The following is a 20,849-nucleotide window of genomic DNA, read 5'->3' on the forward strand; positions in this document are numbered from 1 at the left end:
ATGAAGATCCTGTCGCCTGCCCTGACTGCCCGCCTCGCGAGCGGGGTCACCACCCTGTGCCACTGCTGGATCGTCACCCGCACCGATGGGCTCCGCCTCGGCTTCACCGACCATGACGAGGACCTCGTGGTCGACGGCGTCACGTGCTCGGCCGAGAGCGGCGCCACCGGAACGGCGCTCGAACAGGGCACAGGCCTCGGCGCCGACAGCCTGGAGATCGTCGGGGCGCTGACGAGCGGGCGCCTGGCTGAAGCCGAGCTGGCGCACGGCCTGTTCGACGGCGCCGCGGTCGCGGTCTGGCGCGTCGACTGGTCGAGCCCGGCCGACGGCGTCCTCGTCCTCTCCGGCACCGTCGGCGAGGTCTCGCGCGGGCCCACCGCCTTCACGGCGGAAGTCCGCGGCCTCGCCGATCGCCTGAACCAACCTCGCGGTCGGGTCTACCAGCGCTCGTGCGACGCGCTGCTCGGGGACGGGCGCTGCGGGGTCGATGCCGAAGCCGCCGCGATCCGCGGCGCCGGCACGGTCGCGACGGTGCGCAGCGCCCGCGGCGTCACCGCCTCCGGCCTCGCCGGGTACGTCTCCCGCTGGTTCGAGGCCGGCCGGCTGGTCTGGACCTCCGGGGCCAATGCCGGCGCCGCGGTCGAGGTGCGGGCGCACGCGCGCGCCGGCGGCCTCGCCGTCCTCGACCTGTGGGAGCCGATGCCGGCCCCGATCGCGCCCGGCGACGCCTTCCAGGTGGTGGCCGGCTGCGACAAGTCCCTGGCGAGCTGCCGGGACAAGTTCGCCAACGTCGTCAACTTCCGCGGCTTCCCGGACCTGCCGGGCAACGACTACGCCGTGGCCTACGCGGTCCAGGGGGCAGACAATGACGGAGGCCGCCTCGGCTGACACCCGCGCGCGCGTCGTCGCGCTGGCGCGGACCTGGCTCGGCACGCCCTACCACCATCAGGCCAGCGTGCGGGGGGCGGGCTGCGACTGCCTCGGCCTGCTGCGGGGCGTCTATGCCGGATTGACCGGCCTCGAGCCGGAGGTTCCGCCGCCCTACACGCCGAGCTGGGCGGAGGACCTGGGGCGGGAGACGCTGCGGGAGGCCGCCGCCCGCCACCTGGTGCCGCTCGCCCCGGCCGCGGCCGAGCCCGGCGACGTGCTGCTGTTCCGCTGGCGCGAGGGGCTGCCGGCCAAGCACTGCGCGATCGTCGCGGCCGGCCCGCCGAGCCCGCGGATGATCCACGCCTATGACGGTCACGCCGTGGTCGAGAGCTGGATCCCGCCGACCTGGTCGCGCCGCATCGCCTACGCCTTCCGTTTCCCGGAGCTTCCGAGATGAGCACGCTCGTCCTGTCCACCGTCGGCCAGGCGGTCGGCACCGCCCTCGGCGGCCCGATCGGCGGCGCGATCGGCCAGATGGTCGGCGCCGCCGGCGGCAGCGCCCTCGACCGCGCCATGTTCGGGTCCAAGCCGAAGACGCCGATCAATCTCGGCCCGCGCCTGTCGGACCTCCACGTCACCGCCTCGACGGAAGGAGCGGCGGTCGCCCGCGTGTTCGGCCGTGTCCGCATCGGCGGGCAGATCATCTGGGCGACCAAGCTCAAGGAAGTGCAGAAGGTCGAGAAGGTGAAGTCCTCCGGCGGCAAGGGCGGCGGCGGGCAGAAGGCCTTCAACGTCACCTATGCCTACAGCATCAGCGTGGCGGTCGCCCTGTGCGAAGGCCCGATCGTCGCCGTGGGGCAGGTCTACGCCGACGGCAAGCCGATCAACCTCGGGGCCTACGGCGCCCGGGTCTATCTCGGCGACGAAGCGCAGGGGCCCGACCCGAAGATTGCCGCGGTCGAGGGCGCCGACAGCGCCCCGGCCTATCGCGGCCTCGCCTACATCGTGTTCGAGGATTTGCCCCTGGCCGGGTTCGGCAACCGGGTCCCGGTCATCACCGCGGAGGTGATCCGGCGTCCGGCCAACGCCTCCGGCCGGCCGCGCCTCGAGGAGCTGGTAACGGCGGTCACGATGATCCCGAGCATGGGCGAATTCACCTACGCCACCGCGCCGGTCAACGCCTCGACCTTCGGCGGGCTCGCCGGGCAGAACACGGTGTCGGGCGGGGTCGACGCGCTCAAGGCGCTGGACCAGCTCGCCGCCGAGGCGCCGCGCTGCCGCCACGTCTCCCTCGTGGTCGCCTGGCACGGCACCGACCTGCGGCTCGGGTCGTGCCGCATCGTCCCGAAGGCCGAGACGGCATCGAAGACCACCAAGCCGGAATGGCTCGCCGGCGGGGTCGACCGGGCGGCGGCTGCCATCGTCAGCGGCGGCGCCTCCGGGACGCCGCTCCTCGGCGGCGCGCCGTCCGACCTGTCGGTGGTGCAGCTCGTCCAGGCGCTCAAGGAGCGGGGCTACGCCGTCACGCTCTACCCGTTCGTGATGATGGACATCCCGGCCGGCAACGGCCTGCCCGATCCCTATGGCGGGGCGGAGCAGGCCGCGTTCCCCTGGCGCGGGCGGGTGACCTGCCACCCGGCCCCCGGCCGGCCCGGCACGGTCGACAAGACCGCGGCGGCGGCCGATCAGGTCGCGGCGTTCTTCGGCACGGTGGCGCCGGGGGACCTGGCGTGGAACGGCCGCACGGTGACCTGTGCCCGGGCGGAGTTCTCGTTCCGCCGGTTCATCCTGCATTGCGCGCGCCTGGCCGAGGCGGCCGGCGGGGTCGACACCTTCTTGATCGGCTCGGAGATGATCGGGCTCACCACCGTCCGGTCGGGCGTCGCGACCTTCCCGGCGGTGGCGCAGCTCGTCGGCCTCGCGGCCGATGCGCGGGCGATCCTGGGGAACGCCACGAAGCTCGGCTACTCGGCCGACTGGACGGAATACGCGAACCATCGTCCGGCCGACGGCTCGAACGACGTGTGTTTCCACCTTGATCCCTTGTGGTCGAGCCCGAACATCGACTTCGTCGGGATCGACAATTACATGCCGCTCGCCGACTGGCGCGACGGGTTCGACCATCTCGACGCCCAGGGCAGCACGTTCACATCGGGCGCACCCTCGCCCTACGATCCCGGCTACCTCGCCGCCAACGTCGCCGCCGGCGAGCTGTTCGACTGGTCCTATCCGACGCCCGCCGATCGCGACGCGCAGGCCCGGGTGCCGATCGCCGACACGGCGTACGGCGAGCACTGGGTCTTCCGCATCAAGGATTTGCGCGCCTGGTGGTCGAACCCGCATCGCGACCGGCCGGGCGGGGTGCGCCGAGCGACCGCAACGGGGTGGGTGCCGCAGAGCAAACCGGTCCGCTTTATTGAAATCGGCTGCGCCGCGATCGACAAGGGCATGAACCAACCGAACGTCTTCGTGGACCCGAAGTCGTCGGAAAGCTTCCTGCCCTACTACTCGAACGGAAGGCGCGATCCTGCGGCTCAGCGGGCCTACCTGGAAGCGACCTTGGCGTACTGGCAGGGCGGGAGCGGCAACCCGGTCTCGGCGGTCTACGGCGGCCGGATGGTCGATCCGGAACGGCTGTTCGTCTGGACGTGGGACGCCCGGCCCTATCCGGACTTCCCGCGCCAGGCCGCGGTCTGGAGCGACGGGCCGAACTACCGCCTCGGCCATTGGATCAACGGGCGCCTCGGCCTGGCGCCGATCGCCGATGTGGTGGCCGAGCTGTGCGGCGGCCTCGGGGTGCCGATCGATGTCGGCCAGCTCTACGGCCTGGTGGAGGGCTACGCGGTCACGGAGGTGCAGACGCCGCGGGCTTCGCTCGAATGCCTGCGGACGTGCTTCTTCTTCGATGCGGCGGAGTCGGCCGGCCGGCTGGTCTTCGCGCCGCTCGCCCGGGCGCCGGCGGCATCTCTCACCGCCGACGACCTGGTGGCGCGGGGCGGCACCGGCGGGGACTACCGGCGCACCCGGGGCGAGGAAACCGCGCTCCCGGGCGTGGTGGCGCTGACCTACATCGATCCGCACCGGGGCTACCAGTCGGCATCCGTCGAGGCGCGCCGGACCAATGGTCGGGCCAACGCGGTGCAGCGGGTGGCGGTGCCGCTCTGCCTGGACGAGGGGGCGGCGCGGGGGATCGCGCAGGCCTTGCTGTATCAGGGCGTGGTCGAGCGGGAGACGGTCGGGGCGACCCTGCCGCCGTCCTGCCTCGCCTTGGATGCCGGCGATGTCGTCACCCTGTCGCTGGCCGGGAGCGGCGCCGACTACCGCCTGACCCGCCTCGGCCTCGAAGGGGGCCGGCCGGCGAGCGGCATCCGCACGGACCTCGCCGTGTTCGCCTACCGGGACGGCACCGCGACGCCGCGGCCGGCCGAGCCGCCGGCGACGGTCGGGGTTGCGCTGTTCCAGTTCCTCGACCTGCCGCTCCTGCGCTCGGACGCGGTGCCGCACGCGCCCTACCTCGCCGCCTACACGGCGCCGTGGTCGCCGGTGTCGGTGCTGCGCGCAACCGCCGGCGGGGCCTTCGCGGACGACGCCACGGTGGGCGCCCGGTCGATCATCGGGCGGCTGACGGCCGATCTCTACCCGGGCCCGGTCGCCCGGTGGGACCGGGTGAACAGCGTCTATGTCGAGGTGCCGCGCGGGGTCGAGCTGGTCTCCGCCCCTGAAATCGACGTGCTCAACGGGACCAACGCCGCGGCCCTGCTGACGCCGTCGGGGGACTGGGAGGTGCTGCAATGGGCGCAAGCGACCCTGCTGGCGCCTGGCCGGTACCGGCTCGCCACCCTGCTGCGCGGCCAGCTCGGCACCGACTTCGCCCTCGGCGCGCCGACCCCGGCCGGCGCGCCGTTCGTGGTGCTGACGGACGCGCTGGTGCAATCGGGGATGCCGCTCGCCTCGCGCACCCTGCCGCTCGCCTGGCGCTGGGGGCCGCTCGGGCTGCCGCAAGACGATCCGAGCTTCACCGGCGCCACCCTGGCGTTCCGGGGCGTGGGCCTGCGCCCCTACGCGCCAGCGCAGGCCCGGATGGTGCGGGCCGGGTCGGGCGACCTGGTGCTGTCGTGGGTCCGGCGCACCCGGATCGACGGCGACCCGTGGGAACAGGTCGAGGTGCCGTTGGCCGAGGAAACGGAGGCCTACGCCCTCGACGTGCTGGCCGGGTCCACGGTGCTGCGCACGTTCGAGGTCGGGGCGCCCTCCGTCACCTACACGGCCGCCCACCAGGCGGCCGACTTCGGCGGCCCGGTCACCGGCCTGTCCGTCGCGATCCACCAACTCTCGGCAACCTACGGCCGCGGCGCGGCCCTGAGGGCGACCCTGTATGCCTGACGCAGCCACCGCCAACCTCGCCCTGCCGCTGCTGCAAGCCGCGCAGGCGCAAAAGCACGTCACCCACAACGAGGCGCTGGTCGCCCTCGACACGCTGGTCCAGCTCGCGGTCCTCGACAAGGACGCGCTGGCGCCGCCCGCGAGCCCGGCCGAGGGCGACCGCTACCTGATCGCCGGCGCCGCCCCGACCGGGGCGTGGGCGGGCTGGGCCGGCCGGGTGGTGCGCTACCAGGACGGGGCGTGGCGCTCCTTCGTGCCGCGCCCCGGCTGGCTCGCCTTCGTGGCGGACGAGGCAGACCTCTACACCTATACAGGTGTGGCCTGGGCCTCGTTCCGCTCCACCCTGACGGCGTTGCAGAACCTCGCCCGGCTCGGCATCGGCACCACCGCCGACGCCGCGAACCCCTTCGCCGCCAAGCTGAACAAGGCGCTGTGGACCGCGCTGACCACGGCTGAAGGCGGCACCGGGGACCTGCGCTACACCCTCAACAAGCAAGCCCCCGGCAACACCCTGTCGCTGCTGATGCAGTCCGGGTTCTCCGGCCGGGCCGAGATCGGCCTGACCGGCGACGACGACCTTCGCCTCAAGGTCTCGGCCGACGGGAGCACCTGGCGCGAGGCGCTGCGGGTCGACCGCGCGACCGGCGGCCTCGACCTCGCGGCGGCCGAGGCCTCGGTGCCGATCGCCGCCACGGTCGACCTCGGCGCCCTGCCGGCGCTGCGGGTGGTGCTCACCGGCTCGGGCACGGTCTCGAGCTTCGGCACCGGTCCGAACCGGGTGCGCTTCCTGCGCTTCACCGGCGCCGCCACCCTCGCCCACAACGCCGTGAGCCTGGTGCTCCCGGGCGGGGCCGCCCTCGTCACGGCGGCCGGCGACACGGCCCTGGCGGTCTCGGACGCGGCGGGTAACTGGCGGGTGGTCGATTATGCCCGCGCCTCCGGCAAGCCGGTGGCCGGCCCGGCCGCGGCCGAGATCCTGGACGCCAGCGCCTCCGGCCTCGCCGTGCTCACCGGCTCGCCGGCCTCGGGCGCGACCGCGCTCGGGCTCGGAAGTGCCGCGGTGCCGGTGTTCGGGGGCGTCACGGTCGGCTCCCCGCCGCTGGGGACCGCGGCCGGGACCCGCTCGCCGGCCGTCACCCTGGTGTCGGCCAATGTCGGGAACACGGACCAGCTCGGCATCTTCCACTATCGGAAGCAGGCCGGCAGCGATCACACCTCCACCGAACAGGTCATCCAGCGTCGCGTCGACAGCGTCGACATGGGATTTCTGTCCTTCGGCTCGTCCAACGTCTGGCTCGGCAGCGGAACGACCAAGGTCTTCGGCATCGGCGGCAGCGAAGCGGTCCTGAACGGCTCCCTGAACGTCAACGGAGATCAAAGGACGGAGCGCATCACGAAGCTCTCCACCGCCGGCAGCCTGCGGTGGAAGTTCGGCGCCGACAGCAACCCCGAAGGCGGAGGCAACAACGGAAGCAACTTCGTCTTCTACCGCTACGGCGACGACGGCTCGTTCCTCGGAAACGCCTTCTACATCGTGCGCGCGACCGGCGCCGCCACGTTCGAGAAAGAGATCTTCGTCAACGCGAACGTGACCATCACGAACGCCGGCGATGCCAAGTTGTATGTGGAAGATACCGGCGCGGATGCGACCAGCTACCGCCGCAAGATGCTGTACTCGTCCCGCACCGTCGGGGGCGGGTCGGACACCCTGATCCGGGCGCAGCGTCCGTCGGATGCGGCAACGCTGGACTACGTGTTCGCCGCCGCCTTCCCGGGCACGGTCCTCACCTCCGGACACTTGGCGGGCGGCCTGCCCGGGCCGATGCGGCTGGCATCCTACACCGTGGCGACGGTCCCGGCCGGGTCGGCCGGGATGCTGGTCTACGTCTCGAACGGCCGCAAGCCGGCCGAGGGCGCGGGCGGCGGGACCGGTGTGGTCGCCTGCTACTCCAACGGCAACTGGCGGCGGCTGTCGGACGACAGCCCGGTCGCGGCGTGAGGTCATCATGGGCGAACCCTACCTGTACGAGTTCCTGTATCGCGGCCGGCCGGCAGGCTCGGCCGAGCCCCCGGCCTGGCACGTCGTCATCGGCCAGCACGTGACGCCGCCGGGCGCGAGCGAGGCGCAGTTCGTGGCGAGCGGGGCGCTGACGCCGGCGCAGGCCGACGCCGCGGGGTTCCCGCTCGCGGCGGTGCTGGCCGGGATCGATGCCGCGGCGCTGTCGGGGCGGGATGCGGCGGTGTCCGAGGCGGCGGAGTCGCGCCGGGCGCGGGATGCGGCGGTGGCGGAGGCGCAGGCGGCGCGCCGGGGGCGGGACGCGGCGGCGGAGGAGCGCGACGCCCTGGCGACGCAGCTCGCCGCGGTGCAGGCCGCGCCGGGGTCGGCGCCGGCCGCGGCGGCGATCTCGGACCGGCAGTTCTTCCAGGCCCTGGCTCAGGCCGGCGCGATCACGCCCGACGCGGCGCTGGCGGCGGTGATGACGGGCGTTCTGCCGGCGCCGATCGCCGCGGCGGTCGAGGCGCTGCCGGAGGGCGAGCGCTTCGCCGCCCGGATGCTGCTGTCCGGCGCGACCGCGTTCGAGCGCGGGCACCCGATGGTGGCGCAGCTCGGCGCGGCTTTGGGCTACGACGCGGCGGCGCTGGACGCGCTGTGGCGCGAGGCGGCCGCCCTCTGAACCGCCGGCCTGCGACCTCACCCCCCTAACACGCGCCCGACGCCTCCCGGCCGGCGCACCGCACTCCCCCCTGACAATCCGGAGAAACCGATGACCGCGACGACGTTCGAGCGGGCGATGACGCTCGTCCTGGCCCACGAGGGCGGCTGGTCGGACGACCCCGCCGACCCGGGGGGCGCGACCAACCTCGGAGTGACGATCGGCACCCTGAGCCTCGAGCTCGGCCGGCCGGCGACGAAGGCGGAGGTCAAGGCGCTGACGCCGTCGCGCGTGGCGCCGCTGTACCGGCGCCGGTTCTGGGACGCGATCCAGGGCGACGCGCTGCCGGCGGGGCTCGATTACGCACTGTTCGACTTCGCGGTGAACAGCGGGCCGAAGCGCGCGGTGATCGGGCTGCAACGGGCGCTCGGCCTCGCCGACGACGGGCGGCTCGGGCCGGTGACGCTGGCGGCGCTCCAGGGCCGGGACGTGGCGGCGCTGGTGAACGCGGTGAGCGACGGGCGGCTGGCGTTCCTGCGGGCTTTGTCGACCTGGCCGCTTTTCGGCCGCGGCTGGGGCCGGCGGGTCGAGGAGGTGCGGGCGGCGGCCCTGGCGCTGCGGGTCGCCCCGGGCCCGGCCGCCTCCTGCCCGGCCTGCGGCCGGCCGCTCGCGGCCTGACCCCCGGCTCGAGATCCCCGCCCGAGATTCCCCGCAGGAGACCTGCATGAACCAGGAACAGCTCACCGCGCTGCTGCGCACCCTGCTGCAATTCGGCGGCGGCATCGCCGTCGGGCACGGCTGGATCGACGCCGAGACCGCCACCGCCGTGAGCGGCGCGCTGCTCACGCTCCTCGTCACCGCCTGGAGCCTCTACGCGCGGCGCAATGCCGGTCTCGTCGCTGCGGCCGCCGCGGTTCCCGCCGTCAAGGCGATCCTGGCCGACCCGGCGACCGCGCAGGCCGTTCCGAGCGCCAAGGTCCGGCCGGCGGAGTAATCCCCGCTCCGGTTTCGGGTTGCGGGGCCGTCGCCCCGGAGGGCCGCGGGCCCGATCGCCGGGATCCGGCAGCGCCTCGTCATCCGTAGGCGAGGCACCAGCCCGGGCCGCGCAGCCAGCACCCGGCCTCGGGCAGCGCATCCCCGCGGCAGAGCCTCCGGACGGCCTCCTGGCCGCCGGCCGCCAGAGCGCGGCCGAGGGCCCGCTCGGCCTCCGGGTCGCGGGCACCGGCACAGGGGTAGATCAGGGTCGGGGACAGGCAACGGGCCGCATAGCGATCCTCCGCTTCGCGCTCGATCAGGAAGATGGCGCCGCGGGTGACCGGGGTGCCGGGCAACGGTCCGGCCGTGAGAGGCAGGATCAACCGCCCGCCGGTCGCCAGCGCATCGAGCCAGGCCTCGGCCGGGTACGCCGCACCGGCATTGACCAGGATGAGGTCGGCCGCCGGTAGCGGCATCGCGGCGCCGTCGCCGGCGAGGACGCGGACCTGCGGCAGGTCGCCGAGCGCCGCGGCCGCGTGCGCCGCCAGATCGGGATCGTGCTCGATGCCGAGCACCCGGCCCTCGCGGCCAGCGAGCCGAGCCATGAGGGCGGTGTAGTAGCCGGTCCCCGCACCGACATGCACCGCCCTCATGCCCCGGTGCGGCCGTCCCCGGGCGATCAGGCCGGCGATGAAGGACGGCTGCCCGTTGTTGAGGTGCCGCTCCCGCCGGATCGCCACGGGCAGGTCCTGGTAGAGGTAGATCGGGTCATCGTCGGGCGTCTCGGCGTAGCCGCCCTGCGGGCGGGCGAGGTGCCAGGGCCCGGGCGGCAAGAAGCGCTCGCGGAGGACGGCAGCCAGGGCGGCCTCCAGGGCACCTCGGAGGCCGGCATCGCCCGGCGCCGCCGCATGGGCGACGTGCCGGGCGTAGATCTGCCGCGCGATGGCGGTCAGCATGTCCCGTGTCATGGTGTCTGCTCCCGTTTCCGGATCTCGGGCCGACGCGGCGCGGCCACGGGAGAAGGCGGGGGAGCGGACCGGACGCGGACCGGCCGGAATTCTTTATCGAGACCTGTCCGCGCTCGGCTCGCCGGTGCGCATGACGCTGGGAGAGCGGGCAGGACGGCGAAGAGTGACGGACGAGACCGATCAGCGGGACGTCGCAGGGGCGATCCGCGCCCTGTCGAACGTCGAACTCGCTCGGTTGCGGGCGCTCGCCCGGCTGCGGGCGCGCCGGCTTCCCGAGACCGACTGGGCCGACCTCCTGAACGAGGCGATCGTCCGGGCCCTCGACGGGACGCGGCTCTGGCCGCCCGAGGTTCCGATCCTGGCCTTCCTGGCTGGGTGCATGCGCTCGATCGAGCACGATCTCCGGCGCAGGACGGCGCTGGAGCGGGCGTGGCGGGAGCAGGACGAGCCGGCCGGGAGCATCGATCCCGAGCGGGCGGTCGCCGCCGCGCAGGCGCTCGGCGCTATCGTGGCGCTGTTCTCCGGCGACGCGACGGTGCTGCGGATCATCGAGGAGCTGGGCTACGGTCGCTCCGCCGCCGAGATCTGCGCCCGGCACGGCCTGTCCCGGACGGATTACGACAGCGCCCGCAAACGGCTGCGCCGCGCCCTGCTGCGGCTCGACACCTGAGGGAGGCCGATCATGACGACCCCGTGGCGCCCCGACCGCGCCCTCGACCGGCTGACCGAGGCGCTCGAAGCCGAGATCCTGTCGGCCCCCGCATCCGAGGTGCGCGCCGTCGTGGCGGAGGCCCCGCGGGACGCGCAGGCCCTGCGGCGGCTCGTCTCGCGGGCCGTCGACCGCGCCGAGGAGGGGGCGGGCCTGTCCCCGGCGACGGGCGGGGGACCGCCCGTCCTGCGGCGGCCCTGATCCGGCCGGCCGCGCCGGGACGTCAGCCCAGCACCACCACCTGCGTACCGACCGGTACCCGGGCGTAGAGGTCGATCGCATCCTGGTTGATCATCCGGATGCAGCCCGACGAGACGCTGCGGCCGATGCTCTCCGGCTCGGTGGTGCCGTGGATGCGGTAGAGCGTGTCCTTGTTGTTCTGCCACAGGTAGAGGGCGCGGGCGCCGAGGGGGTTGCGCGAGCCGCCGGGCACGCCGAGCCCGCTCTGCAGCTGGGACACGCTGCGCGCGAGCGCCGGCTGGCGGGCGATCATCTCCTTGGGCGGGTACCAGTCCGGCCAGGCCTGCTTCGAGTTGATGGTGGCCGCCCCCGCCCAGGCGAAGCCCTGGCGACCGACGCCGACGCCGTAGCGGCGGGCCCGGCCGCCCTCCTGGATCAGGTAGAGGTGGTGCGCGCGCGGATCGACCACGAGGGTGCCGGGCGCGTAGCGGCCGCCATAGGCGACGTCCTGGCGCAGGAAGGACGGGTTCGCCTTGCGCCAGCGGAACGCTGGCACCGGGAACGGCTCGGTCTCGATCGCCGCGTAGGCGCGGGCGTAGTCGATCGGGCCGTCATCGACCACGACGGTGGCACTCGGGTCGGCGGTGCCCTGCGGCGGCGCGGCACTGCGCCGGCCGCCCCAGAAGAAGTCCTCCTCCGGCGGCGCCTCGGCGGGAGCGGGCGCGCCGCGATACGGATCGGCGGCCTGCCCGCGCGTGTCGTAGAACGTACCGTCCTCCGCCGGCACGGGATCGCGGGAGCGCCGGCGCCGGACGGGGGCGATGTCCTGGTCGGTCCAGGCCAGGGCGGGGCGCGGCCACGCCAGCAACGTCGAGGCGAGGCCGGCGGCGGTGCCGGCGACCAGGAAACGTCGGTTCTTGTCGGTCATGGGAGGTCTTGACGATCGTGCTGACAGGAACGGGACGCCGAATGGCGCAATGCAGCAACAGCTAGGGCATTTCCCCACCGAGGGGAAACCTCCGCCCAAGAAAAAACCGTCAAAAACAAGGGGCTAGCGCGCTATCCGGGCGAGTGTGGCGCCGCTGCCGCCCGGGTGGGGGCGCCTGTCGCCGGATGCGGAGCCGTCCGGCCAATCGCGTGCAATACTTTTTCTGGTTCGTTTCGAGACTGACGAAATCTGTTGTTACGCATATCCGTTGTGGTTGACGCTCGCGAGAACACGTGGCCTCCTGAGCTGGTCACTTCGATCTGGTGTGCCATGACCAACGATGACTCCACCCGATCGCTCGATCTGATCGAGCTCGCCGCCGACGTCGTGTCGGCCTACGTGGCGAACAACTCGGTTCCGGCCGCGGACGTCCCCGGGCTGATCGCGGCGGTCCATACGTCGCTGAGCCAGCTCGGCGCCGCACCGGCGCCGGAGCCCGAGAAGGCGACGCCGCCGGTGCCGATCCGCCGGACCGTCACCCCGGACCACATCATCAGCCTGGAGGACGGCAAGCCCTACAAGACGCTCAAGCGTCACCTGGCCGGCCGCGGCCTCACGCCCGAGCAGTACCGCCAGAAATGGGGCCTGCCGCCGGACTATCCCATGGTCGCCGCCAACTACGCCGCCCAGCGCTCCGAGCTTGCGAAGAGCTCAGGCCTCGGCCAGAGCCGGCGCGGCCGCGGGGCGGCGATGCGGGCGGCGGCCGATCCGGTGGTCTCCGGGCCGGCCCCGGGCCGCCACCGGGGCCGCTGAGCCTGTCCGCCCACGATGAGCGGGAGCCGACCGGCACGCTCATCGTGCATTCAGGTCGTTAGTCCTTTCCTGCGGGGGCAGGGCGGTCCACGCGGCCGCCTTCACCTCAGGAGAGATTCCACGATGATGCACGTCAAGGTGCTCGGGATGGCCGCCCTCGTCGCAGGCGGCCTGGGCCTTGCCTCGACCGCGCAGGCCGCTCCGATCGGCCTCGGCGCGACCGGCACGTTCGCGACGGAGGCGGGCGTGATCCCGGTGGCCGGCGGCTGCGGCCCGGGCTTCGTCCCGAACCGGTTCGGCTATTGCCGCCCGTTCTACGGGCCGCGGCCGTTCTACGGCCCGCGCCCTTACGGTTACGGCCCCCGGCCGTACTGGCGGCGCCCGTATTACGGGCCGCGCCGGTTCTATTACGGCTACTGATCCGAACCGCCTGACCTGAGAAGGGCGCCCGACCGGCCGGTCGGGCGCCTTTTTTGCGTTCCGGGGCCCGAAACCGGCGAGGCCGCCGCGGACGCCTACCCCGCCCGCGCCGCCGGCTTGCGCCCGAACGGGTCGAACTCGATCACCGGCGCCTTGCGGCCGTGCAGGACCGGCAGCACCCGCTCGCCGAAGGCGTCGATGAAGGCCGGCTGGCTGCCGCCGACCTGGTGCAGGTCGATGCTGTCGAAGCCGAGCGCCGCGCAGGCGGCGATGCGCTCGGTCAGCGCCGGCAGGTCGTGCGAGATCAGCACCGCCTCGTGCATGTCCTCGGGCCGCAGGTAGCGGGCGGCGGCCTCGAAATCGGCCGGGCGCGGCAGCTCCCAGGCGACCGAGGCGGGCAGGGCGTTGAAGCGCCACTCGGCATGGGCCTGGCGCAGCGCCTCGGCCGGGTCGGGAGCGTAGCTCAGGTCCATCTTGAGGAAGACCGGCTTGTCGGCGCCGCCATTCTCCCGGAAGGCGTCGACGATCGGCCCCAGGGTCTCGGGGCTCGTGCCGACGGTGAGGAGCCCGTCGGCCCAGGTGCCGAGCCAGGCGGCGGTCTCGACGCTGGTGGCCGCCCCCACGAGGCGGGTCGGGGTCTCGGGCAGCGACCACACCTTGGCGTCGACTGCGGTCAGGCGGCCGCGCTGGGTCACGGTCTCGCCGGCGAGCAGCGCCCGCATGATCTCGGCGCCCTCGCGCAGGCGGGCGTTGCGCTCGGCCTTGTCGGGCCAGGATCCGCCGGTGGCGCGCTCGTTCATCGCCTGCCCGCTGCCCAGCGCCACCCACGGCACCCGACCCGGGAACATCTGCCCGAGGGTCGCCACGGCCTGGGCCAGCACCACCGGATGGTAGCGCCAGCCCCCCGGCACCGAGATGATCCCGAAGGTCAGGCGCTCGGTCGCCTGCAGGGCGGCGCCGAGCCAGGCCCAGGCGAAGCCGGACTCACCCTGGCTCGGCGACCAGGGCTGGAGATGGTCGGAGGAAAACGCCCCGTCGAAGCCGGCCTGCTCGGCCCGCTGGGCCAGCGCGAGCAGCGCCCGGGGCGGGCATTGCTCGTGCGAGATGTGGTAGCTGTACAGGGTCATCGCGAGGCTCCGGCCCGTGAATGCCCGAGCGCTGCGGGTCGTTCCGGGGCAGCGCGGTCACGCCGCGGCGGCTACATTCCCACCGCGACCCGGCGGCTGTTGCCCCGCTGGAGGTTGCGGTAGCGCGCCAGCGCCCAGAGCGGGAAGAACTTCGCGTAACCGTGATAGCGCAGGTAGAACACCCGCGGGAAGCCGGTGCCGGTGTAGAATTCCTCGCCCCACAGCCCGTCGGCCCCTTGCGTACGGGCGAGGTAGTTGACCCCGCGGGCCACCGCCGGATGCTCGGCCTCGCCGGCCGCCATCAGGGCGATCAGCGCCCAGGCGGTCTGCGAGGCGGTGCTGCCGGCGCGCTCGTAGCCGCGATACTCGAGCTTGTAGCTCGCCGCGTCCTCGCCCCAGCCGCCGTCCGGGTTCTGGATCGAGACCAGCCACTCCACCGCCTTGCGCATCGGCGCGGAGGCCGGATCCTGGCCGGCGGCGTTCAGCGCGCAGAGCGCCGACCAGGTGCCGTAGATGTAGTTCATGCCCCAGCGGCCGTACCAGCTGCCGTCCTCCTCCTGGTCGGCGAGCAGGTAGTCGCAGGCCCGGGCGAGGACGGGGCTCGTGTCCTTGGTCTCGCCGAGCTGGGCCAGCATCGAGATGCAGCGCGCGGTGACGTCGGCGGTCGGGGGATCGAGCAGTGCGCCGTGGTCGGAGAACGGGATGTAGTTGAGGTAGTGGTAGGTGTTGTCGGCGTCGAAGGCGGCGAAGCCCCCGTCGCGGCTCTGCAGGCCCTCGATCCACTCGCGGGCGCGGGCGATCGACTGGGTGTAGTCCGAGCCGCCCTCGCCGGGGCCGAGGCGGGTCTGGGCCCGGTCCATCGCCATCGCCACCACGGCGGTGTCGTCGAGGTCGGGATAGTGCGGGTTGTTGTACTGGAACGCCCAGCCGCCCGGGCGCACGTCCGGCTTGCGGGCCGCCCAGTCGCCCTTGATGTCGAGGACCTGAAGGGGCTTGAGCCATTCGAGGGCGGCACGGGCCTGGCGCTCGGCCTCCGGCCCGCCGGCCTCCATCAGGGCGTGGGCGGCGAGCGCCGTGTCCCAGACCGGCGACAGGCAGGGCTGGACGTAGGCCTCGTGCTCCTTGACGGTGACGAGCTTCTCGACCGCCGAGCGCGCGGTGACCACCAGGGGGTGGTCCTCCGGGTAGCCGAGTGCCTCGTACATCAGCACCGAGTTGGCGATGGCCGGGAAGATGGCGCCCAGTCCGTCTTCGCCGTTCAGCCGCTCGCTGACGAAGGCCACCGCCTTGTCGAGGGCGCGGGCCCGGGGCTTCTTCGGAAACAGCGGCTCGACCACCCGCAGGATGTCGTCGATGACGGCGAAGACCGGCCGCCAGGGCGAGGATTCCTGCGCGCCAGAGGGCCAGCGCCGGATCCGCTCCGGATCCTGGGTGAACAATTCGCGCACGCCGATGCCGCGGGGGTTCTTCGCCCGCGGCTTCTTCACCTGCAGCACGAACAGCGGCACCATCACGGTGCGGGCCCAGTACGACACCTTGTCGAGGTGGAACGGGAACCACCGCGGCAGCAGCATCACCTCGACCGGCATCACCGGCACGGCGCTCCACGGCACCTCGCCGTAGAGGGCGAGCAGGGTGCGGGTGAAGACGTTGGCGTGCGCCGCGCCGCCGCGCTGCAGGATCGCGTCCCGGGCCTTGCGCATGTGCGGGGCGTCGGGCGAATCGCCGATCATCTTGAGGGCGAAGTAGGCCTTGACGGTCGCGCTCATGTCGAGCGGGCCCTCGTGGACCAACGCCCAGCCGTGATGCTGCGCGCTCTGGGTGCGGCGCAGGTAGACGGCGATCTTCTCCTCCAGTTCCCGCGGCGGGATCGACGCGCGGAAGTGGTGGTAGAGGATGTACTCGGACGGGATGGTGGCGTCCGCCTCGAGCTCGAAGCACCAGTGCCCGTCGGCATGGGCCAGCTGAGTCAGCGCCCGGGACGCCGCCGACACCCGCCGCTCGACCTCGTCGAGGGTGATGTCCTGCGTGCTCTTGCGTTGCAGCGTCTCGACCTTGCCCACGGTGTCTCCGCCTTCCTCTCCGGCTGCGGCCGCCTCGCCGCCACGATTGTACCGCAGCGCACAAACGCTGCCTATGCCCACGCTGTTCCGGAAGCCGGCTCCCGCGTCAAGCGGCTCCGCGCAACGCAGCATTGCCGCCGGTACCGGCGAGAACCTGCGCGGCCGTCGCCCCGGATCGGATCGCCCCCTCGATGGTCGAGGGCAGGCCCGTGGCGGTCCAGTCGCCGGCGAGCGCCAGGTTCGCGATGTGCGTGCGCGCACCCGGCCGGCGGGCCGTCTCGGCGGGCGTCGCCGCGAAGGTGGCACGCTTCTCCTTGACGATCTGCCAGCGCGGCAGGGGCTCGCCGGCGAACCCCGAGAGCCGCGAGACCTCGTCCCAGATCGTGCGGGCGAGATCCTCGCGCGGCACGTCGAGCAGGCGGTCGGCGCCGCTGATCGTCACCGAGAGCCGGTCGGGATAGGAGAACAGCCACTCGGTCACGCCGCCGACGACGCCGAGCAGCAGCGGCGCTCCCGGCTTCGGGGGAACCGCGAAATGCGCGTTGACGATCGAGCGGTGGCTCTGCGGCACGCTCAGGCCCGGCATCAGGTCGGCGGCGACCCAGGCCGGCAGGGCCAGCACCGCCGCGTCGTCGGGCCCGAGTTCCTCCGGCCCGTCCGAGAAGTCGAGCCGGGCGAGCCGCCCGCCCTCGATGCCGAGCGCCCGCAGGCGCCGGCCGAAGCGTACCTCGGCGCCCGCCTGCGTCAGGGCCGCCAGGGCCGGATCGACGAAGGCCGCCGACAGGCCCTCGACCGCCACCAACGGCCGGCAGGCCCGGCCGCCGGCGCCGAGCGTCTCGCGCAGGATGGTGGCGGCGAGCCCCGCATCGCTCTCCCGCGGCTCGGTGTTGAGGGCGGCGAGCAGCACCGGGTGCCAGAGCCGGTCCCACAGCAGGCCCTCGCAGGCCATGCTCTCGCCGATCGTGGCGGCCTTCGCGGCGCCCCGGAAGATGCCGAGCGGCGCGAGGTAGTCGCGGGCGCGGCTGCCCGGCACCCGGCGGCGGGCGTCGAGCACCCACCAGGGCAGGCGCCCGGCATTCGGCCGCAGGGTCCAGCGCTCGCCCGTCGCGAGGTCGGCGAAGGCGAAGGCCGCATCAACCGGCCCGGCGAGCACGCCCTCGGGCGCGCCGGCCAGCGTCAGGAAGTCGAGGGCGTCGCGGTTGCCCGACAGGAGCAGGTGGTTGCCGTTGTCGATCGTCAGCCCGAGGGCCGGATCGAAATAGGAGCGGCAGCGACCGCCGGCCTGCTTGGCCGCCTCGTGCACCACGACGCGACGGCCCGCCTTCGCGAGGCGCAGGGCCGCCGAGAGACCGGCGAGGCCGGCGCCGAGGACGTGAACCGTCGCCATCAGACGATCGCCTGGCGCAGGAGGACGCCGATCAGCGCGAGCTTGCCGGGCTTCACCCGCGCGCGGGGCGCCGCCCAGCCGCGCTTGCGCAGGCCGACGAGGATCAGGTGGTAGGCCGCACCCATGATCCGGGGCGCCTTGGTGGCCCGGCGCGACTCGGCGGTCATGATCGCCCAGGAGGCGTCGTAATGGCCTTGCGCCTCGTCGAGGAGCCGGGCGCAGACTTCCGCCAGACGCGGATGGGCGAGGGCGCTCTCCGGGGTCGGGTGCGACAGGCCGATCGCCGCCAGCGGCTCGGCCGGCAGGTAGAGCCGGCCGCGCTCGGCATCCTCGTCGATGTCGCGCAGGATGTTGGTGAGCTGCAGCGCCCGGCCGAGATGGTGGGCGAGCTTGATGCCGGGCTCCTCGGGCAGGCCGAAGATCCGCACCGAGAGCCGGCCGACCGCGCTCGCCACCCGGTCGCAATAGAGGTCGAGGGTGGCAGAGTCGGGGGCGACGATGTCGGCCTCGGCATCCATCGCCATGCCGTCGATCACCGCCTGGAAATCCTCGCGCCTGAGCCCGAACCGGCGCACCGGCTCGACGAGGGGCTGCGTCCGGGGGACCGGCCGGCCGGCATAGAGGGCGTCGATGTCGGCGCGCCAGCGGTCGAGTTCGGCGGCGCGCACCTCGCGGGCGCCGCCATCGTCGGCGACGTCGTCGACGGCGCGGCAGAACGCATAGACCGCGTACATCGCGTCGCGCTGCTCGGCCGGCAGCAGCCGCATGGCGGTGTAGAACGACGAGCCGGCGGCCGGCAGGGCCGGGGCCTCGGCCGCGGCATCGACGGCTGAGGCGGGCTGGGAGGCGAGGGCGGTCACGGGCGGGCTCCCCGCAGGGCCGGATGGAGGTGGCGGCGGAACGGCCGCCGGGCGAGCGTCGTGGCGGCGGCCCCGAGCGCGGTGAGCGCGAAGGCGGCCTTGCCGTGATGGACCTTCTCACTCAGCGGATCGCGAACCAGGAGACCGCGGGCCAGCACCACCGCGAGGCGGTGGATCGCCGCGATCTCCAGGCTGAGGCGCGTGTCGTCGATGAGGTCGGGCAGGGGGCGGCCCTCGTCGAGAAGGTCGAGGCAGCGTTGTGCCAGTTCCCCGATCACGGCGCGCAGGGCCGGCGTGGCGCGCTCGGCGCCTAGATCCTCGATGCGGGCGCCGTGTTTCTCGAGCGTCTCCCGCGGCAGGTAGACCCGGTCGATGCTCCGAAAATCCTTGCCGCAATCCTGCAGGTGGTTGATCACCTGGAGCGCGGTGCAGATCGCGTCCGAGGTCGGCCAGGTCCGGCCCGGATCCTCGCCGTGGACGTCGAGGACGAAGCGGCCGACCGGCACCGCCGAGTAGCGGCAGTAATGGGCGAGCTCGTCCCAGGTGTCGTAGCGCGTCTTGTGCGCGTCCATCCGGAAGGCGTCGAGGAGTTCGAGCGCGTGGCGGGGCGGCAGACCGCGCTCGGCGAGCGAGCGGCGCAAGGGGGCGGCCTCCGGGTCGTCGGGGCCGCGGCCGGTCAGCGCGTCGGCCAGCCCGTCGAGGAGGGCGATCTTGCGCTCCGGCGACAGCCCGGCATTGTCGGCGACGTCGTCGCCGGCCCGGACGAAGTGGTAGAAATCCAGGATCGGGCCGCGGTGGCGCGGATGGATCAGGTGCGAGGCGACCGGGAAGTTCTCGTCGCGGTGCCCCTTGCCGGAGCGCGCCTCGGTGGCGGTGGTCATCGGATGTATCCAGCCTGACGGAACCAGGCGACGGCGTCGGACAGCCCGTCGCGGTAGGGCCGGGCCGCGTAGCCGAGTTCGGCCCGCGCCTTGGCGTCGGAGAAGAACATGCGGTAGCGCGACATCCGGATGCCGTCGATTGTGGCGAGCGGCGCCTTGCCGGTGATCCGGGCGGCGAGCTCGGACACGAAGGCCACCGGGTAGACCGCCGCCCGCGGCAGCCGCACGGTCGGGGGCTTTCGCCCGACCAGCCCGGCGATGTCGGCGAGCATGCGCGACAGGAGCACGTCCTCGCCGCCCAAGATGTAGCGCTCGCCGATGCGGCCCCTGTGCAGGGCGAGGAGATGGCCCTGCGCCACGTCGTCGACGTGGACGAGGTTGAGGCCGGTATCGACGAAGGCCGGCATCTTGCCGTTCGCCGCCTCGACGATGATCCGGCCGGTCGGGGTCGGCTTGACGTCGCGGGGGCCGATCGGGGTCGAGGGGTTGACGATCACGGCCGGCAGGCCCTCGCGGGCCACCATCTCCTCGACCACCCGCTCGGCCACCACCTTGCTGCGCTTGTAGGCGCCGATGGCGGTCTCCGGCGTCAGCGGCCGGGTCTCGTCGGCGGGCGTGCCGTCGTCGTGCGGCTTGATGGTCGCGACGCTCGACGTGTAGACGACCCGCTCGACGCCCGCATCCAGCGCCGCCCGCATCAGCGCCCGGGTGCCGTCGCGGTTGGTGCGCACGATCTCGTCCGGGTCCGGCGCCCAGAGCCGGTAATCCGCCGCGGCGTGGACGAGGTAGCGCATTCCGCGCATCCCGGCGGACGCCGCCTCGGGGTCGCGCATGTCGCCCTCGACGATCTCGACGTCGGGCCAGGTCAGGTTGGTGCGCGGGCTGGTGGCGCGCACCAGCACCCGCACCGGGAAGCCGGCGGCGCGGAACACGTCGACCAGGGCCGGGCCGAGGAAGCCGCTGGCGCCGGTGATCAGCACCGGGCCGGGCTCGACGCCGGGGTTGGACGCGGTTCTGTGCGGGGCCTCGGTCATGCGTTCCTTCTCGGCGGCTCGGGCGGCGGGCCCGCAGCTTTCTGCGATTCTTGCCGACAGCGACATCAATTCGGGAAGCCGGGCCGCTTCTGCCAGCCCGGCGCCATGCTCGCAAGGCGCAGGCGGCCGATCGCGGACGGGCGTGCCGCCCGCGCATCAGCATCTTGGCCCCGGTGCGAACCGGTCGGATGAGACGCTCAGGCGAGGCGCAGGCGCCCGGCCCGCTCGGCCGCGGCCTCGCGCGCCGGCAGGATCGCCTCGACGGTCCTGACGATCGCGGCCGCGTCGAGGCCGGCTTCCGCGTACATCCGATCCGGCGTGTCGTGCTCCTGGTAGCTGTCCGGCAGCGTCAGCGTCCGCACCCGCACCGTGCCGTCGTCGAGCGCGCCGCGCGACGACAGCAGGTGCAGCACCATCGCGCCGAAACCCCCGACCGATCCCTCTTCCAGCGTCACCAGGACCTCGTGGCTGCCCGCGAGATCCAGGATCAGCGCCTCGTCCAGCGGCTTGGCGAACCGCGCATCCGCCACCGTCACGGCGATGCCCGACGTCTCCAGACGCTCCGCCGCCTTCACCGCTTCCGCCAGGCGCGTCCCG

General features: G+C 73.5%; 20 protein-coding genes. 11 read left to right on the plus strand and 9 right to left on the minus strand.

The features are described from left to right. From A5481_RS18480 to A5481_RS18510, 7 genes are all read left to right on the plus strand, one after another. Positions 1-888: a DUF2163 domain-containing protein gene (locus tag A5481_RS18480; protein WP_048432445.1), complete on the plus strand. Its 888-nt coding sequence runs from the start codon at positions 1-3 to the stop codon at positions 886-888. Further along, complete coding sequence (locus A5481_RS18485; RefSeq protein WP_048432446.1) at positions 866-1,327, plus strand: C40 family peptidase; 462 nt, start codon at positions 866-868, stop codon at positions 1,325-1,327. Before A5481_RS18480 ends, A5481_RS18485 begins: the two co-directional genes overlap by 23 nt. Beyond that, positions 1,324-5,253 (plus strand): baseplate multidomain protein megatron, encoded by a 3,930-nt coding sequence (locus tag A5481_RS18490; protein ID WP_048432447.1) that lies wholly within the window; start codon positions 1,324-1,326, stop codon positions 5,251-5,253. The genes A5481_RS18485 and A5481_RS18490 overlap by 4 nt, the downstream gene beginning before the upstream one ends. Continuing rightward, positions 5,246-7,252 carry a DUF2793 domain-containing protein gene (locus A5481_RS35305; protein WP_245238665.1) on the plus strand — a complete coding sequence of 669 codons (2,007 nt, stop codon included), beginning with the start codon at positions 5,246-5,248 and terminating at the stop codon, positions 7,250-7,252. Before A5481_RS18490 ends, A5481_RS35305 begins: the two co-directional genes overlap by 8 nt. 7 nt (positions 7,253-7,259) lie before the next feature. Then, the gene (locus tag A5481_RS34685) at positions 7,260-7,928 is read left to right on the plus strand and encodes a hypothetical protein (RefSeq protein WP_053082254.1); all 669 of its coding nucleotides are present in this window, start codon (positions 7,260-7,262) and stop codon (positions 7,926-7,928) included. 90 nt (positions 7,929-8,018) lie between these two features. Further along, on the plus strand, positions 8,019-8,585 hold the full coding sequence (locus A5481_RS18505; RefSeq protein WP_048432448.1) for a glycoside hydrolase family 108 protein: 567 nt from the start codon (positions 8,019-8,021) through the stop codon (positions 8,583-8,585). Positions 8,586-8,631: 46 nt separating this feature from the next. Further along, a complete protein-coding gene (locus A5481_RS18510; protein ID WP_048432449.1) occupies positions 8,632-8,901 on the plus strand; it encodes a Pam3-gp28 family putative phage holin in 270 nt (89 codons plus the stop codon). A 79-nt stretch (positions 8,902-8,980) separates the two neighbouring features. On the opposite strand, the gene A5481_RS18515 is transcribed toward A5481_RS18510, so the two are convergent. Next, positions 8,981-9,850 carry a protein-L-isoaspartate O-methyltransferase family protein gene (locus A5481_RS18515; protein WP_053082255.1) on the minus strand — a complete coding sequence of 290 codons (870 nt, stop codon included), beginning with the start codon at positions 9,848-9,850 and terminating at the stop codon, positions 8,981-8,983. Positions 9,851-10,013: 163 nt separating this feature from the next. Here A5481_RS18515 and A5481_RS18520 point away from each other — a divergent pair, with 163 nt between their 5' ends. Next, on the plus strand, positions 10,014-10,520 hold the full coding sequence (locus A5481_RS18520; protein WP_245238667.1) for a sigma-70 RNA polymerase sigma factor region 4 domain-containing protein: 507 nt from the start codon (positions 10,014-10,016) through the stop codon (positions 10,518-10,520). 12 nt (positions 10,521-10,532) lie between these two features. Further along, on the plus strand, positions 10,533-10,760 hold the full coding sequence (locus A5481_RS18525) for a hypothetical protein (RefSeq protein ID WP_048432450.1): 228 nt from the start codon (positions 10,533-10,535) through the stop codon (positions 10,758-10,760). Between the two features lie 22 nt (positions 10,761-10,782). Here the strand turns inward: A5481_RS18525 and A5481_RS18530 are convergent, their stop codons facing one another. Further along, the gene (locus A5481_RS18530) at positions 10,783-11,667 is read right to left on the minus strand and encodes a L,D-transpeptidase (protein ID WP_048432451.1); all 885 of its coding nucleotides are present in this window, start codon (positions 11,665-11,667) and stop codon (positions 10,783-10,785) included. Between the two features lie 330 nt (positions 11,668-11,997). Here A5481_RS18530 and A5481_RS18535 point away from each other — a divergent pair, with 330 nt between their 5' ends. Continuing rightward, positions 11,998-12,480, plus strand: a complete 483-nt coding sequence (locus tag A5481_RS18535) for a Ros/MucR family transcriptional regulator (RefSeq protein WP_048432452.1) — start codon at positions 11,998-12,000, stop codon at positions 12,478-12,480. 123 nt (positions 12,481-12,603) lie between these two features. Beyond that, the gene (locus tag A5481_RS18540; RefSeq protein ID WP_048432453.1) at positions 12,604-12,900 is read left to right on the plus strand and encodes a GCG_CRPN prefix-to-repeats domain-containing protein; all 297 of its coding nucleotides are present in this window, start codon (positions 12,604-12,606) and stop codon (positions 12,898-12,900) included. A gap of 95 nt (positions 12,901-12,995) precedes the next feature. Here the strand turns inward: A5481_RS18540 and A5481_RS18545 are convergent, their stop codons facing one another. From A5481_RS18545 to A5481_RS18575, 7 genes are all read right to left on the minus strand, one after another. Next, complete coding sequence (locus tag A5481_RS18545) at positions 12,996-14,027, minus strand: TIGR03885 family FMN-dependent LLM class oxidoreductase (RefSeq protein ID WP_048432454.1); 1,032 nt, start codon at positions 14,025-14,027, stop codon at positions 12,996-12,998. A gap of 71 nt (positions 14,028-14,098) precedes the next feature. Continuing rightward, positions 14,099-16,090 carry a squalene--hopene cyclase gene (gene shc / locus A5481_RS18550; RefSeq protein ID WP_048432455.1) on the minus strand — a complete coding sequence of 664 codons (1,992 nt, stop codon included), beginning with the start codon at positions 16,088-16,090 and terminating at the stop codon, positions 14,099-14,101. A 106-nt stretch (positions 16,091-16,196) separates the two neighbouring features. Next, complete coding sequence (gene hpnE / locus A5481_RS18555) at positions 16,197-17,480, minus strand: hydroxysqualene dehydroxylase HpnE (RefSeq protein WP_156311731.1); 1,284 nt, start codon at positions 17,478-17,480, stop codon at positions 16,197-16,199. Then, positions 17,477-18,337: a presqualene diphosphate synthase HpnD gene (hpnD, locus tag A5481_RS18560; RefSeq protein ID WP_048432457.1), complete on the minus strand. Its 861-nt coding sequence runs from the start codon at positions 18,335-18,337 to the stop codon at positions 17,477-17,479. Before hpnD ends, hpnE begins: the two co-directional genes overlap by 4 nt. Continuing rightward, positions 18,334-19,218 carry a squalene synthase HpnC gene (gene hpnC / locus A5481_RS18565; protein ID WP_048432458.1) on the minus strand — a complete coding sequence of 295 codons (885 nt, stop codon included), beginning with the start codon at positions 19,216-19,218 and terminating at the stop codon, positions 18,334-18,336. The genes hpnD and hpnC overlap by 4 nt, the downstream gene beginning before the upstream one ends. Continuing rightward, positions 19,215-20,252 carry a hopanoid-associated sugar epimerase gene (hpnA, locus tag A5481_RS18570; RefSeq protein WP_048432459.1) on the minus strand — a complete coding sequence of 346 codons (1,038 nt, stop codon included), beginning with the start codon at positions 20,250-20,252 and terminating at the stop codon, positions 19,215-19,217. Before hpnA ends, hpnC begins: the two co-directional genes overlap by 4 nt. Before the next feature lie 197 nt (positions 20,253-20,449). Further along, positions 20,450-20,849, minus strand: a 400-nt coding sequence (locus tag A5481_RS18575) for a transketolase C-terminal domain-containing protein (protein WP_280945675.1), incomplete at its 5' end; no start/stop codon positions are given.

This window comes from Methylobacterium platani (genome assembly GCF_001653715.1).
Classification (GTDB): Bacteria; Pseudomonadota; Alphaproteobacteria; order Rhizobiales; family Beijerinckiaceae; genus Methylobacterium; species Methylobacterium platani.

Coding starts and splice junctions, on each gene's coding strand:
- A5481_RS18480 (WP_048432445.1), top strand. CDS start 1: ATGAAGATCCTGTCGCCTGCCCTGACTGCCCGCCTCGCGAGCGGGGTC.
- A5481_RS18485 (WP_048432446.1), top strand. CDS start 866: ATGACGGAGGCCGCCTCGGCTGACACCCGCGCGCGCGTCGTCGCGCTG.
- A5481_RS18490 (WP_048432447.1), top strand. CDS start 1,324: ATGAGCACGCTCGTCCTGTCCACCGTCGGCCAGGCGGTCGGCACCGCC.
- A5481_RS35305 (WP_245238665.1), top strand. CDS start 5,246: ATGCCTGACGCAGCCACCGCCAACCTCGCCCTGCCGCTGCTGCAAGCC.
- A5481_RS34685 (WP_053082254.1), top strand. CDS start 7,260: ATGGGCGAACCCTACCTGTACGAGTTCCTGTATCGCGGCCGGCCGGCA.
- A5481_RS18505 (WP_048432448.1), top strand. CDS start 8,019: ATGACCGCGACGACGTTCGAGCGGGCGATGACGCTCGTCCTGGCCCAC.
- A5481_RS18510 (WP_048432449.1), top strand. CDS start 8,632: ATGAACCAGGAACAGCTCACCGCGCTGCTGCGCACCCTGCTGCAATTC.
- A5481_RS18515 (WP_053082255.1), bottom strand. CDS start 9,850: ATGACACGGGACATGCTGACCGCCATCGCGCGGCAGATCTACGCCCGG.
- A5481_RS18525 (WP_048432450.1), top strand. CDS start 10,533: ATGACGACCCCGTGGCGCCCCGACCGCGCCCTCGACCGGCTGACCGAG.
- A5481_RS18530 (WP_048432451.1), bottom strand. CDS start 11,667: ATGACCGACAAGAACCGACGTTTCCTGGTCGCCGGCACCGCCGCCGGC.
- A5481_RS18535 (WP_048432452.1), top strand. CDS start 11,998: ATGACCAACGATGACTCCACCCGATCGCTCGATCTGATCGAGCTCGCC.
- A5481_RS18540 (WP_048432453.1), top strand. CDS start 12,604: ATGATGCACGTCAAGGTGCTCGGGATGGCCGCCCTCGTCGCAGGCGGC.
- A5481_RS18545 (WP_048432454.1), bottom strand. CDS start 14,027: ATGACCCTGTACAGCTACCACATCTCGCACGAGCAATGCCCGCCCCGG.
- hpnC (WP_048432458.1), bottom strand. CDS start 19,218: ATGACCACCGCCACCGAGGCGCGCTCCGGCAAGGGGCACCGCGACGAG.
- hpnA (WP_048432459.1), bottom strand. CDS start 20,252: ATGACCGAGGCCCCGCACAGAACCGCGTCCAACCCCGGCGTCGAGCCC.